General features: G+C 67.2%; 15 protein-coding genes. 9 read left to right on the forward strand and 6 right to left on the reverse strand.

The window, feature by feature from the left end; genetic code table 11:
• Positions 1-18 precede the first annotated feature (18 nt).
• The 7 genes from A5753_RS14465 (at position 19) to A5753_RS14495 (ending at position 5902) form a co-directional block, all read left to right on the forward strand.
• Entirely contained in the window at positions 19-894 is an 876-nt protein-coding gene (locus A5753_RS14465; protein ID WP_067129062.1) for a MoxR family ATPase, read from the forward strand.
• Between the two features lie 8 nt (positions 895-902).
• The gene (locus A5753_RS14470; protein ID WP_067129065.1) at positions 903-2351 is read left to right on the forward strand and encodes a VWA domain-containing protein; all 1449 of its coding nucleotides are present in this window, start codon (positions 903-905) and stop codon (positions 2349-2351) included.
• A 247-nt stretch (positions 2352-2598) separates the two neighbouring features.
• A complete protein-coding gene (gene nadD / locus A5753_RS14475) occupies positions 2599-3264 on the forward strand; it encodes a nicotinate-nucleotide adenylyltransferase (RefSeq protein ID WP_082971321.1) in 666 nt (221 codons plus the stop codon).
• Positions 3261-3656, forward strand: coding sequence for a ribosome silencing factor (rsfS, locus tag A5753_RS14480; protein ID WP_067129071.1), 396 nt, complete (start codon positions 3261-3263; stop codon positions 3654-3656). The genes nadD and rsfS overlap by 4 nt, the downstream gene beginning before the upstream one ends.
• Positions 3653-4327 carry a glucosyl-3-phosphoglycerate phosphatase gene (gene gpgP / locus A5753_RS14485; RefSeq protein ID WP_067129074.1) on the forward strand — a complete coding sequence of 225 codons (675 nt, stop codon included), beginning with the start codon at positions 3653-3655 and terminating at the stop codon, positions 4325-4327. The genes rsfS and gpgP overlap by 4 nt, the downstream gene beginning before the upstream one ends.
• Positions 4317-5060 carry a diglucosylglycerate octanoyltransferase gene (gene octT, locus A5753_RS14490; RefSeq protein ID WP_067129077.1) on the forward strand — a complete coding sequence of 248 codons (744 nt, stop codon included), beginning with the start codon at positions 4317-4319 and terminating at the stop codon, positions 5058-5060. The genes gpgP and octT overlap by 11 nt, the downstream gene beginning before the upstream one ends.
• A 5-nt stretch (positions 5061-5065) precedes the next feature.
• A complete protein-coding gene (locus A5753_RS14495; protein ID WP_067129080.1) occupies positions 5066-5902 on the forward strand; it encodes a DegV family protein in 837 nt (278 codons plus the stop codon).
• Here the strand turns inward: A5753_RS14495 and A5753_RS14500 are convergent.
• From A5753_RS14500 to A5753_RS14525, 6 genes are all read right to left on the reverse strand, one after another.
• Complete coding sequence (locus A5753_RS14500; RefSeq protein WP_067129082.1) at positions 5899-8799, reverse strand: RND family transporter; 2901 nt, start codon at positions 8797-8799, stop codon at positions 5899-5901. The two genes, A5753_RS14495 and A5753_RS14500, sit on opposite strands and share 4 nt — an antisense overlap.
• Positions 8796-9224, reverse strand: coding sequence for an MmpS family transport accessory protein (locus A5753_RS14505; RefSeq protein WP_082971322.1), 429 nt, complete (start codon positions 9222-9224; stop codon positions 8796-8798). Before A5753_RS14505 ends, A5753_RS14500 begins: the two co-directional genes overlap by 4 nt.
• A gap of 179 nt (positions 9225-9403) precedes the next feature.
• Positions 9404-10462: a dihydrodipicolinate reductase gene (locus A5753_RS14510; protein ID WP_067129085.1), complete on the reverse strand. Its 1059-nt coding sequence runs from the start codon at positions 10460-10462 to the stop codon at positions 9404-9406.
• Between the two features lie 25 nt (positions 10463-10487).
• Complete coding sequence (locus A5753_RS14515) at positions 10488-10931, reverse strand: PPOX class F420-dependent oxidoreductase (protein WP_067129087.1); 444 nt, start codon at positions 10929-10931, stop codon at positions 10488-10490.
• Positions 10932-10934: 3 nt separating this feature from the next.
• Positions 10935-12041 carry an acyl-CoA dehydrogenase family protein gene (locus A5753_RS14520; protein ID WP_067129090.1) on the reverse strand — a complete coding sequence of 369 codons (1107 nt, stop codon included), beginning with the start codon at positions 12039-12041 and terminating at the stop codon, positions 10935-10937.
• Between the two features lie 7 nt (positions 12042-12048).
• Positions 12049-13209 (reverse strand): acyl-CoA dehydrogenase family protein, encoded by a 1161-nt coding sequence (locus A5753_RS14525; RefSeq protein WP_067129093.1) that lies wholly within the window; start codon positions 13207-13209, stop codon positions 12049-12051.
• A gap of 201 nt (positions 13210-13410) precedes the next feature.
• Here A5753_RS14525 and A5753_RS14530 point away from each other — a divergent pair, with 201 nt between their 5' ends.
• Complete coding sequence (locus A5753_RS14530) at positions 13411-14280, forward strand: ComEA family DNA-binding protein (protein WP_067129095.1); 870 nt, start codon at positions 13411-13413, stop codon at positions 14278-14280.
• A gap of 50 nt (positions 14281-14330) precedes the next feature.
• Positions 14331-15827, forward strand: coding sequence for a ComEC/Rec2 family competence protein (locus A5753_RS14535; protein WP_067129098.1), 1497 nt, complete (start codon positions 14331-14333; stop codon positions 15825-15827).
• Positions 15828-15852 lie beyond the last annotated feature (25 nt).

Consider the following 15852-nt stretch of genomic DNA (forward strand, 5'->3'; position numbering starts at 1 on the left):
GTTTTAGGAGAACCGATTGTGAGTGTGCCCGCCCGGTCCAAGCCGTTGTTCGACGACATCGACGACGTGTCGCGGCGGCTGGCCGAGACCGGCTACCTGCCGGACACCGCCACCGCGACGGCCGTGTTCTTGGCCGATCGGCTCGGTAAGCCGCTGTTGGTGGAAGGCCCGGCCGGCGTCGGCAAGACCGAGCTGGCCCGCGCCGTCGCGCAGGCCACCGGCTCGGGACTGGTGCGCTTGCAGTGCTACGAGGGCGTCGACGAGGCTCGTGCGCTCTACGAGTGGAACCACGCCAAGCAGATCCTGCGCATCCAGGCCGGGTCGGGGGACTGGGATCAGACCAAGGACGACGTGTTCAGCGAGGAGTTCTTGCTGCAGCGTCCGTTGCTGACCGCCATCCGGCGCACCGAGCCAACGGTGCTGCTCATCGACGAGACCGACAAGGCCGATATCGAAATCGAGGGCCTGCTGCTGGAGGTGCTGTCCGACTTCGCGGTGACCGTTCCCGAACTGGGCACCATCACCGCCGAGCGGACGCCGCTGGTGGTGCTGACCTCGAACGCCACCCGTGAGTTGTCCGAGGCGCTCAAGCGTCGCTGCCTGTACCTGCACATCGACTTTCCCAGTCCCGACCTGGAACGCCGCATCTTGTTGTCCCGCGTCCCGGAGTTGCCCGCGCATCTGGCCGAGGAGCTCGTTCGCATCATCGGCGTGCTGCGCGGGATGCAACTCAAGAAAGTGCCATCCATCGCCGAGACCATCGACTGGGGCCGCACGCTGCTCGCGCTGGGCCTGGACACCATCGACGACGCGGTCGTCGCAGCCACGCTCGGCGTGGTGCTCAAACATCAGTCCGACCAGCAGCGCGCAACCGGCGAGCTGCGGCTGAATTAGGACGACTGATGGCCACCCGCCGCACCCGACCCTCCCGGCCGCTCGCCCCGCACGGGCTGCCAGGCCATTTGGTGGGCTTCGTGGAAGCGCTTCGCGGGGCAGGGATTTCGGTCGGTCCGTCGGAGACGGTGGATGCCGGACGGGTGATGGCGACGCTCGGCCTGGGTGACCGGAAGGTGCTGCGGGAGGGCTTGGCCTGCGCCGTGTTGCGCCGATCCGATCACCGCGAGACCTATGACGCCCTGTTCGACTTATGGTTCCCCGCCGCGCTGGGCACGCGCGCGGTGGTCACCGACGACGAGGCCAACGACTCGCCAGACGACAGCGCGTTGCCGCCCGACGACGTCGAGGCGATGCGCCAGATGCTGGTCGACCTGCTGACCGAGAACCCCGACCTCGCCGACATGGACGAGCGCCTGGTCGCGATGATCGCCCGGATCGTCGAGGCCTACGGCAAATACAACTCCAGTCGCGGCCCGTCCTTTTCGTCGTACCAGGCGCTCAAGGCGATGGCGCTCGATGAGCTCGAGGGCAAGCTGCTGGCCGGGCTGCTCGCCTCGTACGGCGACGAGCCCACTCCCAGCCAGGAGGAGATCGCCAAAGCGCTTGCTGCGCAGCGGATCACCCAATTACGCAAGATGGTCGATTCCGAGACCAAACGGCGCACCGCGGAGCAGCTGGGTCGCGATCACGTCCAGATGTACGGCATACCACAGCTTTCCGAGAACGTGGAATTCCTGCGCGCCTCCGGTGAGCAGCTGCGCCAGATGCGCCGCGTGGTGGCCCCGCTGGCGCGAACTCTGGCGACCCGGCTGGCGGCCCGCCGGCGACGCGCCCGGGCCGGGTCGATCGATATGCGCAAGACGCTGCGCAAGTCGATGTCCACCGGTGGGGTCCCGATCGACGTCGTGCTGGCCAAGCCGCGTCCGGCACGGCCGGAACTGGTGGTGCTGTGCGACGTGTCCGGCTCGGTCGCCGGGTTCAGCCACTTCACCCTGCTCCTGGTACATGCTCTGCGCCAACAGTTCTCGCGCGTTCGCGTGTTCGCCTTCATCGACACCACCGACGAGGTGACCCACATGTTCGGCCCGGAAGCCGACCTGGCGGTGGCCATCCAGCGGATCACCCGGGAGTCGGGCGTTTACAGTCGCGACGGCCATTCCGATTACGGCAACGCGTTCGCGTCGTTCATTCAGGCGTTCCCCAATGTGCTGTCACCGCGTACCTCGCTGCTGGTGCTCGGGGACGGCCGCACCAATTACCGCAACCCGGAGACCGAGCTGCTGTCCCACATGGTGACCGCCAGCAGGCACGCGCACTGGCTGAATCCCGAGCCCAAGCATCTGTGGGGCAGCGGCGACTCTGCGGTGCCGCGCTACCAAGACGTCATCCCGATGCACGAGTGCAGGTCGGCCAAGCAGTTGGCCGCGGTGATCGACCAGCTGCTGCCGGTGTAGGGGTTGCGGGCGCACGCCCGTTTCACATTTGCCTGTCGTTTCACATCCGCCCCAGCCGTCCGGATCGGCGGCTATGCCGTTCGTGCCCACCTCGCAGCGACAACCTGGTCACGGGGGGTGCCACGGCGGCATTTGTCGCTGTGAGGCGGGCACAACACCTGCCGCCCGAAGCAGAGGCTGGTGTGACCCATGTGACCATCGCCTGGGAAATCCAGCCGTAACGCCGGCTCAAGTAAGCTGGCAAATCGTGCAAAAGCAGCTTCGCAGGTTAGGAGTGATGGGTGGGACTTTCGACCCCATCCATTACGGCCACCTGGTTGCCGCCAGTGAGGTCGCCGACCTGTTCGACCTCGATCAAGTGGTGTTCGTGCCCAGCGGCCAGCCCTGGCAGAAGGAGCGCCACGTTTCTCCTGCCGAGGACCGCTATCTGATGACGGTGATTGCCACGGCGTCCAACCCCCGCTTCTCGGTCAGCCGGGTCGACATCGACCGCGCCGGCCCCACCTACACCAAGGACACTCTGCGCGACCTGCACGCCCTCAACCCGGACTCCGAGTTGTACTTCATCACCGGTGCCGACGCGCTGGCCTCCATCCTGTCGTGGCAGGGCTGGGAGACGGCGTTCGAGCTGGCGCGCTTCATCGGCGTCAGCCGGCCCGGTTACGAGCTGCGGCGCGAACACATCACCGGCGTGCTGGGCGAGCTGCCAGATCACGCACTGACCCTGGTCGAGATTCCGGCGCTGGCCATCTCTTCGACCGATTGCCGTCGCCGCGCGGCGCAGCGCCGGCCGCTGTGGTACCTGATGCCCGACGGCGTCGTGCAGTACGTCTCCAAACGCCGGCTCTACCGCGACGAGGGGCCGCCAGTGATCGTGAACGAAACACGCCTGACCACAGGGGAATTCCCATGAGCGCCACAGACGAGGCTATCGACATGGCGACCGTGGCCGCCGGCGCCGCCGCCGCGAAGCTGGCCGACGACGTAATCGTCATCGACGTCTCGGCACAGCTCGCCATCACCGACTGCTTTGTGATCGCCTCGGCGTCCAACGAGCGGCAGGTCAACGCCATCGTCGACGAGGTCGAGGAGAAGATGCGCAAGGCCGGCTACAAGCCGGCCCGTCGTGAGGGCGCCCGGGAAGGCCGCTGGACGCTGCTGGACTATCGCGACATCGTCGTCCACATCCAGCACCAGGAAGACCGGGACTTCTATGCCCTGGACAGATTGTGGGGCGACTGCCCGGTGGTGCCGGTAGACCTCGACGAGGGCCGTGAGAACTCCGAAGAGCCGGGCGCGCAATGAGAATACGTCGCCTGATCATGTTGCGGCACGGGCAAACCGAGTTCAACGCCGGTAGCCGAATGCAGGGCCAGCTGGATTCCGAACTCAGCGAACTCGGGCGGGCGCAGGCGGTTGCGGCCGCCGAGGTGCTGGGCAAGCTGCAGCCGTTGCTGATCGTGTCGTCGGATCTGCATCGCGCCTACGACACCGCGATCAGGCTGGGGGAGGTTACCGGGGTGCCGATCCGGGTGGACCAACGGTTGCGCGAAACCCATCTCGGCGACTGGCAGGGGTTGACCCACAGCGAAGTCGACGCGCAGGCCCCGGGGGCGCGCCTAGCCTGGCGCGAAAACGCCACCTGGGCGCCGCATGGTGGCGAGAGCAGGGTCGACGTCGCGGCGCGCAGCGTGCCGTTGGTTGCCGAATTGGTGTCCGGCGAGCCGGAATGGGGTGATCCCGACGGCCCGGACCGCCCCGTGGTGCTGGTGGCCCACGGCGGCCTGATCGCCGCGCTGTCGGCGGCGCTGCTGAATCTTCCGGTCGCCAACTGGCCGATTCTGGGCGGCATGGGCAATGCCAGCTGGGTGCAACTGTCGGGACACAACGACGATCCCGCCGACGAATTCGACAGCATCCGTTGGCGTCTCGACGTGTGGAACGCTTCGGCGCAGGTGTCCAACGATGTCCTCTGAGCAGCGGCCGAAGCCCACACTGCTGATCTTCGCAGACTCGTTGGCTTATTACGGGCCCACCGGGGGCCTTCCCGCAGACGATCCCCGCATCTGGCCGAACATTGTTGCCGCCCAACTAGGTTGGGATGTTGAGCTGATCGGTCGCATCGGTTGGACGTGCCGCGACATCTGGTGGGCTGCGACCCAGGACCCACGGGCCTGGGCGGCGCTCCCGCGGGCAGGAGCGGTCATCTTCGCCACCGGCGGCATGGATTCGCTGCCGTCTGTGCTGCCCACCGCGCTGCGCGAGCTGATCCGTTATGTCCGGCCGCCGTGGCTGCGCCGCTGGGTACGTGACGGCTATGGCTGGCTGCAGCCCAGGTTCTCACCGATCGCCAGGCCGGCCCTGCCTCCGCGGCTCAGCGCCGACTACCTCGAACAGACCCGTGGCGCAATCGATTTCAACCGCCCCGGCATCCCGATCGTGGCCTCGCTGCCATCCGTGCACATCGCAGACACCTACGGCCGCGCCCACCACGGCCGCGCGGGGACGGTGGCCGCCATCACCGGATGGGCGCAAGACCACAACGTGCCCCTGGTCGATCTCAAAGCCGCTGTCGCCGAACAGGTGATGAGCGGACGGGGAAACCCCGACGGGATTCACTGGAATTTCGAGGCTCACCAGGCGGTCGCTGAGTTGATGCTCAAGGCGCTCGCCGAGGCCGGGGTGCCGAACGAGAAGCCCCGCGGGTAGCGCTCGTGACCGTCGTGGTGGTGACCGACTCGTCGGCACGTCTGCCGGCCGACCTGCTCGAAAAGTGGGGGATACGCGTTGTCCCGCTGCACATCTTGCTCGACGGCGGCGATCTGCGTGACGGTGTGGACGACGTTCCCGACGACATCTACAAACTCGCGGCTACCACCGCGGCGGCCACCCCCGCCGAACTCGCCGACGCCTACCAGCAGGCGCTGGCCGACAGCGGCGCCGACGGCGTAGTGGCCGTGCACATTTCGTCGGCGCTGTCGGGAACGTGTCGCGCCGCCGAACGCACCGCGGCCGATCTCGATCCGAACGTGCGCGTCGTCGACTCCAAATCGGCCGCGATGGGCACCGGGTTCGTCGCGCTGGCCGCGGCGCGGGCCGCGGCCGACGGCGGGGACGTCGACACCGTCGCGGCCGCGGCGCGCGCGGCCGTGGACCGCGGGCATGCCTTCATCGTGGTGCACCGGCTGGACAACTTGCGCCGCAGCGGGCGCATCGGCGGGGCGAAGGCCTGGCTGGGCACCGCGCTTGCGCTCAAGCCCCTGTTGCGTATGGATGACGGCAAACTTGTTCTGGCCCAACGGGTGCGCACTGTGAGCCATGCGACGGAGACGATGATCGAGCGGGTCTGCCAGGTCGTCGGCGACCATGGCGCCGCACTGGCGGTGCACCACGTCAACAATCCGGACGGGGCACGCGAGGTGGCGACGGCGCTGGGCGAACGGCTGCCGGCGTGCGAGCCGGCGATCATCACCGAACTGGGGCCGGTGCTCGCGCTGCACGTGGGCGCGGGCGCCGTCGCGGTCAGCGTGGCGCTCGCGCCAACGGCTTAAGCGTTCACCGGCCGTCGCGCGTTGTCACCGCGCGGGTGCACGACTTGCGGCCACCAGAACCACCGTCCGAGCAGGGTGGCGATCGAGGGCATCAGCAGCGTGCGCACGATCAGCGTGTCGAGCAACAGACCGATGCACACCGTCGACCCGAACTGACCGAGCACGCGCAGATCGCTGCCCAGCATGGACGCCATGGTGAAGGCGAACACCAGACCCGCCGCAGTCACGACGCCGCCGGTGCCGGCCATCGACCGGATGATTCCCGTTTTGAGCCCGCGATGGATTTCTTCGCGGAACCGGGAAACCAGTAGCAGGTTGTAGTCGGACCCGACGGCCAGCAGGATGATGACCGACAGCGCCATCACGATCCAGTGGATCCGGATGCCGAACAAGTCCTGCCAAATCAACACGGACAGACCGAACGACGCCGCGATCGAGCTGGCCGCCGTGCCGACGATCACCAGCGCGGCCACCACACTTCGAGTCAGCAGCAGCATGATCATGAAGATCAGGGTCAGGGCCGACACCACGGCGATCATCAGGTCGTACTTCTCGCCGTCGGCCATGTCCTTGAAGGTTGCGGCGGTTCCGCCGAGATACACCCGGGCATCCGACAACGAGGACTGCTTCAAACCCTCCTGCGCGGCGGTGCGTTCGGCGTCGACGCGCGCGATGCCTTCCGGCGACATCGGGTCGCCCTGATGGGTGATGAAGAACCGCGCCGACTTGCCGTCCGGCGACAGGAACATGCGAAGACCCGTTTGAAAGTCCGGGTTATCGAAGGCTTCCGGCGGGAGGTAGAAGAAGTCGTCGTTCTTGGAGTTGTCGAAGCTCTGGCCCATCACGATGGAGGTGTTGCTCATCGCCTCCATCTGGTCGATCATCGCCTTGAATGTCTGGTAGAGCGTCAGCGTGATGCCCCGGGTCGTCTTCAGCGTGGTGATCAACGTGGGGAACAGCGCGGTCAGGTCGCGTGACGCTTTGGCGGTGTGCGCGATGTCGGTTGTCAGATAGTGGAATTGCTCGGCCAGTTGGTCGAACCCGTCGAACGTGTCGAACAGGGACCGCAGCCCGATGCACACGGGAATGTCGTAGCAGTGCTTCTCCCAGTAGAAGTACGTGCGCACGGGCCGGAAGGTGTCATCGAAATCGGCGATGTGGTCGCGCAGGCTGTCGGTGATCTGGGCCGTCACCGCCGTGGTCTTTGCGCTGTCGTCGGCGGCATTGGCCAGATCGAGCGACACCTCGTATTGGCGTTGTGTGGTGTCGATCTGGGTCTGCAGGTCGTCGGCCATCTTAAGGATGTCGTTCATGCGCTCCTTGAGAAAGCCCATGTTCTGCATCGTGGTCTGGCTTTGGACGCTGTTCTGGAATGGGATGGAACTGTGCTGGATCGGGATCCCCAGTGGCCGCGTGATGTCCTGGACCATGGCGATGCCGAGCGTGCGCATCTCGTTCTTGGCCACCCGGTCCAACACCAGCATGTCCGCCGGGTTACGCATGTCATGGTCAGACTCGACCATCAACAGGTCGGGGTTCATCCGTGCCTCGGAGAAATGCCGATTCGCGGCCTCCTGCCCCTGATTGGACGGGGCTGACAACGGCAGGTAATGGCGGTCGTTGTAGCTCGTGTGGAAGCTCGGCAGGGCGATCATGCCGACCAGCACGATCGCGGCGCTGACGGCCAAAATCGGTGCGGGCCAACGCACTACGGCGGTGCCGACCCGTCGCCACAGCCGACCACGCTTGGCCTGCCGTTCGAAGAGGTGGAAGCGACTTCCGACGAAGACCACCGCGGGGCCCAGCGTGATGCCGGCCAGCACCACCACCAGCATGCCGATGGCGACGGGCGCGCCCATGGTGTTGAACCACGGCAGCCGCGAAAAACTCAGGCAATAGGTCGCGCCCGCGATCGTCAGGCCCGATCCCAACACGACCGGGGCGACGCCCTTGAATGTGGTGTAGTACGCGGTTTCTCGGTCCTCGCCCGCGGCCAACGCCTCCTGATAGCGGCCGACGAGGAAGATGCCGTAGTCGGTTCCAGCGGCGATCGCCAGCATGGTGAGGATGTTGGCGGCGAAGGTCGTGAGCCCGAATGCGTTGTGATACGCGAGAACAGCGACGACTCCGCGCGAACAGGCCAGTGCCACAAAGGTCATGAAAAGCTGAACGAGGGTGGTGACGATGGAGCGATAGACCAGCAGCAACATGATCGCGATGGCGCCCAGGGTGAACAGCGTGATCGTGGCCAGGCTGGCGTTGCCGATGATGTGCATGTCGTCGGACAATGCGGCGGGACCGGTGACGTAGGCCTTGACGCCAGGTGGCGCCTTGTTCTCGTCGATGACCTTGCGGACGGCGTCCACGGACTCGTTGGCCAGGGTCGTGCCCTGGTTACCGGCGAGGTTCACCTGCACATAGGCACTCTTGGCATCGGCGCTCTGAGCGCCGGCGGCGGTGAGCCGGTCGCCCCAGAAGTCCTGGATGTGCTGAATGTGCTTGGGGTCTTGGCGGAGTTGCCGAATCAGCTTGTCGTAGTACTGGTGCGCGTCCGGGCCGAGCGGGTGCTGACCCTCCAGGACGATCATGACGGTGCTGTTGGAGTCGAACTCGTGGAAGTTGTGGCCCAGGCGCATCATCGCCTTCATCGACGGCGCATCCAGCGGCGTCATCGGCGCCGAGTGGGCCTCGCCGACCTTCTCCAGGGTGGGAACGATGACGTTCACCAATACGGTGACCGCCACCCACCCAAGGATGATCGGTATCGCGAAGATACGGATCGCATGGGGCAGGTAAGGCCGGTGGCCCCGCTCGGCCTTAGACAGGCCACCCGTCTTGATCGGGCCGGTGTCTGCGGCGCTCAGGTCGGGCTCGGTCTTGCTGTTCACATCGCTCATGCGGACTTCACCAGGCAGAAGGTCTGGGCGTTATGGCCATCGGAGTTCTGGTTGTCTCGGACAACGCCGTCCACGGTGATCTTGCAGCTGATCGTGCTGCCGTCGCTTTGCGCCATGATGTTGGCGCTCACCGACGGCAGCGTCGTCGAGATCGTGGTCGACCACGGCAGCGGGGCGTTGTTGACCTGGTGCGTGTTGGCGTTTTCGTCCCAGTAGTTGATGTTGGCCGTCGTACCCGGGGAGCCGGAGATCTCGTAAACGACGACCTTTGGGTTGAACTGCACGATGTCGATCCCCTTGCCGGCGTTCGCGTTCAGATCCTCCGAACCGAAGATTCTGTGCAGCCGCGACACGATCAGCGCCGAGGTCGCCAGAACGACCACCAGCACCAGCGGGATCCACCCGCGCCTCAGCGCGCGGGTCAAGAGGCCGGGGCGGGAATCCGAGTCTGGACTAGTCACCACCTGACCACCTTCCGCAAAGCTCACCAACCGTCGCCGACGACACCACTGTCAACGGACCATTTGCTCAGTTAGGGATACTAACCTTAGTGCACGCAAGCGTTCCTCCCGGGGGCCGCCAGTTGTGGCGAACGGCATAACCGCTAATGGGCCAGCCGACCGGTGACCGGTGGCAAATCAGCCAGTGTCACGATCCCGGGCGGGGCGGCCACCACCGCCGGGACGGCATTGGTAACCGGCATCGCGGTGTAAATCATTCCCAGTCCCATGAACCCTGGCTCCGTCCAATCCTTGGGCGGCAGGCAGTGCAATACGGTGCGCATGTTGGGCAAACCGAAGACTTGAATGACGTGGCCGTGCTCGAGCGGCTTGGGGGGCACCACGTGGCTGCCCATGGTCCAGTTGAACCCGACGCTGATGACGTTGCGATCGCCGACCCAGCCGCGGTGGTACCCGTAGACGCTGCCGACCGTTCCGGCGGGAATCTTCATGAAGCCCAGATCGGAGTCATCGGTGGCCGCGGTGAAGGTGACGTCGAAGGTCATCTTGTCCAGCTGGGCCCCGATCGCGTCGGCCATCATCGCCGCCGATTCCGCGAAGACCTCGCTTTCCCGCCGGACGTTTTCGGCCAGCCCTGGGGTATCGGGATCTTGCGAAAACCCCATGGCCGTCTGGGTTTCCGCCGACTCGTAGGTCGAGCAGTCGACCGACTCGGTGATCCGGATCTCGTCGACGCGCTCGCACGAGGCGGACAGCACCATGCCCACCATGTTCGTCATGCCCGGGTGCGCGCCGCTGCCGAAGATCGTCGAATTGCCCTTCTGGCAGGCATTTTCGATGCGTTTACGGTCCTGCGGCGTCTGCTTGCCACCGGTGATCCACGCGGCGCTGGTGCACACGTTGACTCCCGATTCCAGCAGCCGCACCAACTCATCGACGCTGGGCCACAACGGGTTATAGCAACACGCGTCGGCGCCCAGTGCCAGCAGCGCGTCGATGTCATTGGTCGCGTGCACACCGGTCGGGTCCGGCCAGCCCGCCAGGTCGGCGGCATCGACGCCGACCTTGTCGGCGCCATGCGCATACACCCCGGCCAGTTCCAAGTCAGGCCGCCCGATGATGGCGTGCAGCGAACGGCGGCCGATGTTCCCGGTCGTCCACTGGATCACCCGCAGCGGACGGTGTGTGCTTGCCTTGCTCATCGCGGCTCCTTTGCCGTGGGCGAACCTAGTTGCTGATATCGAATCCCGCGTTGACCTTGGTTGGGCGCACCCACACCACCAACTCACCGGGAACGGCGTTGCGACGGCCGAATTCGTCGGCGCGGTCGGCGCCCATGTAGCGGCGACCGGTGCGGGTGGCGATGTCGAGCACGTCGTGCGCATCCTCGCTGATCGTGGCCACGCCCTGCACCTGTACGAACGAGTACGGCGGATGAGGGTCGTCGACGCAGATCACCACTCGCGGATCCCTGGCCAGGGCACGGCCTTTCGATGTGTCGCGCCCGGTGTTAAACGCCAGTCGAGCGCCGTCTCGGCCGACGTCGACCACGAACCACACCGGCGCGACCAGCGGTCGCCCGTCGGCGGCGACGTAGCCCAGCATCCCGGTCCGGGTGCCGGCCGAGAGGAACTCGATGACCTTTCGGCTCAGTTCCGCGGGTTCGGCCATGCCTTAAAGACGGGCCAGGTCGTAGTCGCCGACGTGGTCAATCAGGTTGTGCAGGTGCTCGCCCGAGGTGCCCAGGGTGTTTTCGATCGCGGTGAGCCGGGCGGCGTAGTGGCTGACCGGGTATTCCGCCGTCACGCCGATGCCGCCGTGCATCTGGACCGACTCTTGCGCGATGTGCCGGCCCGAGCGGCCGATCTGCAGCTTGGCCCGCGAGGCGATCAACGGGTCGATGTTGCCGTCGGCGATCGACATGGCCGCGTACAGCGTCATGCTGCGCGCCATTTCCAGCGACACGTACATGTCCGCCGCGCGCTGCGTGAGCGCCTGGAACTTGTTGAGCGTGACGCCGAACTGCTTGCGGGTCTTGAGGTAATCGGTGGTCAGGCGCAGCGATTCCTCCATCGCCCCAAGCGCTTCGGCGCACAGCGCCGACTGGATGCGCACGACGGCGTCGCGGATGGCGCCCGATGCGTCGTCCGCCTCGCCCAGGGGTTCGGCGGCAGTGGAATCGAGTTCGATCTGGGCGCCGCGCTGCCCGTCGAACGTCCGGTACGGAGATCTGCTCACCGATGCCGCATCGACCAGAAAGAGCCCGGTGCCGCCGTTCGGCAAGCTTGCGCTGACCACCAACGTGTCGGCGCAGTCCCCGGCGAGAACCGGGTTCTTCCGACCGGTCAGCGCCCACGAATCACCTTGCTGCGCAGCCTTCGTGCTCACCTCGGCGGACGGCTTACGCTGGCCCGGCTCGAGGTGGGCGAACGCCAGCAGCCGCTGTCCGCCCGCGACCTCGTCGAGCAGTTGCTTCTGCTCGGCGCTGCCCAGCTCGGCGATCAGCGCACCGGGCCCCAGCGCGGCATGCAGCACCGGTTCGGGGGCCAGCCGGCGCCCGATCTCGTGAAGCACCACCATGATCTCGATCTGGCCGGACTCCTCGGGCTCGAAGCCGAGACCGAGAATTCCGGTGTCGGCGAGCTGACTCCAGACCTCGCGGCTCCAGCCGAGATCGGAGCCGAGAACCTTGTTGCGGGTTTCCGGGTCATAGGTGCGCGACAACAAGTCGCGGGTGGTGTCGCGGAGCAGGGCTTGCTCGTCGCTCAACTGAAAGTCCATGGCTGCCTCACAATCCCAGAATCGTCGACGCGATGATGTTGCGCTGCACCTCACTGCTACCGCCGTAGATCGAGGTCTTGCGGTAGTTGAGGTAGTGCGGCGCACTGTGTTGCGCCCAGGGCGGCGATGAGATGTCTTCGCCGTCGGCCGGCAGCGCATCCGGGCCGGCCACCTCGACCAGGAGTTCGGTTGCAACCTGTTGCAGTTGGCTGCCGCGCAGCTTGAGCACCGACGACGCCGGGTTGGGCTGCCCGTCCGTGGAGTCAGTCACCACTCGCGACTGCGTGAGTTCCAGTGCCAGCAGCTCGTTTTCGGCCTCGGTCAGCCGCGCCGCGAACAGTGGGTCGTTGAGCACCCCGGTTGCCTCGGCGTGCTTCTTCACCTCGGCGAGGCGCACCTTGGTCCGCCCCACGCCGGCGATGCCGGTGCGCTCGTTGCCCAGCAGGAACTTCGCGTATGTCCAGCCCTGATTCTCTTCTCCGACAAGCTGATTGGCCGGCACCCGGACGTCCTCGAAGAAAACTTCGTTGATCTCTTGCCCGCCGTCGATCGTTTTGATCGGCCGCAGCGTGATGCCCGGCGTATCCATGTCGAACAGCAGGAAGGAGATGCCGGCCTGGCGCTTGGGCGCCTGAGGATCGGTGCGGACCAGGCAGAAGATCCAGTCCGCGTACTGGCCGAGCGTGGTCCAGGTCTTCTGGCCGTTGACGACGTAGTTGTCGCCGTCGCGGACCGCGGTGGTGCGAAGGGACGCCAGGTCGGAGCCGGCCTCGGGCTCCGAGAAGCCCTGGCACCACCAGATGTCGAGGCTGGCCGTCGGGGGCAGGAAGCGTTGTTTGACCTCTTCCGAACCGAATTCGGCGATCACCGGGCCCACCATTTTGGTGTTGAAGTTCAGCGGCTCGGGGACGCACGCCAGCTGCATCTCGTCGGCCCAGATCTGGTGCTGGGTCGGCGTCCAGTCCTTGCCGCCCCACTCGACCGGCCAGTTCGGTACCGCCAAGCCGTGCTCGTGCAAGATCTTGTGGCTGGTGACGATGTCGTCGTGGATCACTGCCGCCGAGCCCTGGCGCACCCGCTCGCGCAGCTCCTCCGGAATCTTGGTCGTGTAGATGTTGCGAAGCTCGTCGCGGAACGCGGCTTCCTCGGGTGTCAGCGCCAGTTGCATTGGCAGCCTCCTGTCGTTTTTGGGTGACCGTGACCACGCAGCGCCCCGAGCTGTTTCCTGGCGATGCCGGTCGTTCGCTCGACTTCCATCTTGACCCATCCCTCGCGGACCCTGTGCACAGCCTCGGGTTAATCCACAGATCGGCCCGGCGGCGCCGTTGAGCGACGCCATCGCGGTGGTGCGCGGACCTACCGTCGGCCCATGCGAACAGAACTTCCGGCGGAGCGCCTGCAGCGACGGCTCAACGCGGAACCGGAGCCCGATGCGCACGCCGAGCCCGAGGACTCAGCCTCAGCATCGACGGAGGACACCCGGGATGACGACCAGAATTCGCTGTTACCGCGGTGGCTTCCCGACGCGTCGCAGGACCGCGGCTGGGTGGCCAGGGTGCGTGCCGACCCCGGACGAGCCGGCGCCATCGGGTTGGCCATCGTCGCGGCGCTGGCCGTGCTGGTCACGGTGTTCACGTTGCTGCGCGACCGGCCGGCGCCGGTGATGTCGGCCAAGCTGCCACCGGTGGAGAAGGTGTCGACGGCCGGCCCCAGGTCATCGGCTAGCCCGGGTGCCGCATCGCCGCCGAGTCCCGACCGCCCGGTGGTGGTCAGCGTGGTCGGCCTGGTGCACTCGCCCGGTCTGGTGACCCTGGCACCGGGCGCGCGCATCGCCGATGCGCTGTCGGCCGCCGGCGGCGCGGTGAACGGCGCGGATACCATCGGATTGAACATGGCCCGGCCGCTCGGTGACGGCGAACAGATCGTGGTGGGTCTCGCCCCCGCGCCCGGGCAGCCGACCGCGCTGGGCAGCTCGGTGGCCAGCGGAACGACCACCACATCGAAGGCCCCGCTACCCGCGCCTGGATCGGTCAAGCCGAAGCCTGGCCAGGCCGTCGACCTGAACACCGCGACCGTTCAGGAGCTCGACGCTCTCCCCGGCGTCGGCCCGGTCACGGCGGCAGCGATCGTGGCGTGGCGGCAATCCAACGGCAAATTCACCAGCGTCGACCAGCTTGCCGACGTCGAGGGCATCGGGCCGGCGCGGTTGGAGAAGTTGCGCGCCCTGGTCCGTGTCTGACCCCGGTGGTTCATCCCGGGCCGGATGGCTCGCCTTCCGGGCATGTCGATGTGCGCCTGGTGCCGGCCGCGTTGACCTGCTGGGCGGTGACGGCCGGCGGGATCTGGTGGCAGGCCGGCCCGATCCTCGCCTGGTGCTGCGTCGCGTTGATCGCCGCGTCCGGCGCGCTGGCGTGGCGTGCGCTGCACCGGCCCGGTGGAAACACGCGACTCCGTGCGATCAGCGCCACCCTCGCGGCGGTCGGCGTGGTGGGGACGGGGTACGGCTTCGCCATCGCGCTGCGCACCGACGCTGTCGTTCACCACCCCATCACCGCGGCCTTCGGCAGCAGCGCTCCGGTCACGGTCACCCCCACCGAAAGCACGGTGTCGCTGGGTAGCAGCCGGTTGATGTTTCGGGCCACCCTGCAACGGTTGCGCGCCGCCCAAACATCCGGCCCGGTGGTCGTTTTCGCGCGCGCCGCGGACTTCGGCGCCGTGATGGTGGGCCAGCCGGTGCAGTTCACCGCGCGCATCACCCGGCCGGCCCGCCGGGACCTGACGGTCGCGGTGCTCAACGCGTCGGGACGGCCGACCATGGGCACCGCAAGCGCCGTGCAGCGGGCTGCGCACGGGGTACGCAGCCGATTCGCCGCCGCCGCCCGCGACGCGCTGCCCGGCGAGCAGGCAGTGATGCTGCCCGCGCTGGTGCTGGGCGACACCTCGGCGGTGCCCGGCGACGTCAGCCGCGACTTTCGCGCGGCCGGCATGACGCACCTGATGGCCGTGTCGGGGGCCAACGTGATGATCGTGTGTGCCGCCGTGCTGTTCTCGGCGCGGTTGATCGGCCCCCGGGCGGCCGTCGCGCTTGCGGCGCTGGCGCTGGTGGCCTTCGTCATCGTCGTGCAGCCGACGGCGAGTGTGTTGCGGGCGGCGGTGATGAGTGCCATCGCACTGGCGGCCATGTTGTCTTCGCGTCGGCGCCAAGCCATTCCGGCCCTGGCCGCCACGGTGCTGGTGCTGCTGGCCATCGCCCCCGCGCTGGCCGTCGACGTGGGCTTCGCGCTGTCGGTGGTCGCCACCGCCGCCCTGATCGTCATCGCGCCGGTGTGGTCGCGGCGCCTGGTTGAGAAGGGATGGCCCAAGCCGCTGGCCGACGCGCTGGCCGTCGCCTGGGCCGCTCAGGTGGTGACCGCGCCTCTGGTGGCGGCGATCTCGGGCCGATTCAGTGTGGTCGCCGCGCTTGCGAACCTCGTCGTGGCGGCCGTCATCGCGCCGATCACGGTGGCGGGCACCGCGGCGGCCGCGCTCTGCGGGATATGGCCGGCCGCGGCGCGGCTGCTGATCCGGTTCACCGGTCCCGAGTTGTGGTGGGTGGACGGTGTGGCCCGCTGGGCGGCCAACATGCCGGGCGCGACCCTGCCGGTCCCGCAGGGTATGCCCGGCACCCTGATCGTCGGCGGTGCCACGGTGGTGGCGGTGGTGTTGTGGCGATGGCGGCCGTTCCGCGTCGCGGGGGGAGTCGCGGCGCTGGCCGGGCTGGCTTGGGCGGTGTCCGGGCTGGGGTAGGACCGGTTGCCGAGCCGATGGGTCC

Source organism: Mycobacterium sp. 852002-51971_SCH5477799-a (genome assembly GCF_001667145.1).
In the GTDB taxonomy this organism is placed as follows: Bacteria; Actinomycetota; Actinomycetes; order Mycobacteriales; family Mycobacteriaceae; genus Mycobacterium.

Excerpts from the sequence above, each read along its gene's own strand:
- A5753_RS14470 (WP_067129065.1), top strand. The coding sequence starts at position 903 with ATGGCCACCCGCCGCACCCGACCCTCCCGGCCGCTCGCCCCGCACGGG.
- rsfS (WP_067129071.1), top strand. The coding sequence starts at position 3,261 with ATGAGCGCCACAGACGAGGCTATCGACATGGCGACCGTGGCCGCCGGC.
- gpgP (WP_067129074.1), top strand. The coding sequence starts at position 3,653 with ATGAGAATACGTCGCCTGATCATGTTGCGGCACGGGCAAACCGAGTTC.
- octT (WP_067129077.1), top strand. The coding sequence starts at position 4,317 with ATGTCCTCTGAGCAGCGGCCGAAGCCCACACTGCTGATCTTCGCAGAC.
- A5753_RS14500 (WP_067129082.1), bottom strand. The coding sequence starts at position 8,799 with ATGAGCGATGTGAACAGCAAGACCGAGCCCGACCTGAGCGCCGCAGAC.
- A5753_RS14510 (WP_067129085.1), bottom strand. The coding sequence starts at position 10,462 with ATGAGCAAGGCAAGCACACACCGTCCGCTGCGGGTGATCCAGTGGACG.
- A5753_RS14515 (WP_067129087.1), bottom strand. The coding sequence starts at position 10,931 with ATGGCCGAACCCGCGGAACTGAGCCGAAAGGTCATCGAGTTCCTCTCG.
- A5753_RS14520 (WP_067129090.1), bottom strand. The coding sequence starts at position 12,041 with ATGGACTTTCAGTTGAGCGACGAGCAAGCCCTGCTCCGCGACACCACC.
- A5753_RS14525 (WP_067129093.1), bottom strand. The coding sequence starts at position 13,209 with ATGCAACTGGCGCTGACACCCGAGGAAGCCGCGTTCCGCGACGAGCTT.
- A5753_RS14530 (WP_067129095.1), top strand. The coding sequence starts at position 13,411 with ATGCGAACAGAACTTCCGGCGGAGCGCCTGCAGCGACGGCTCAACGCG.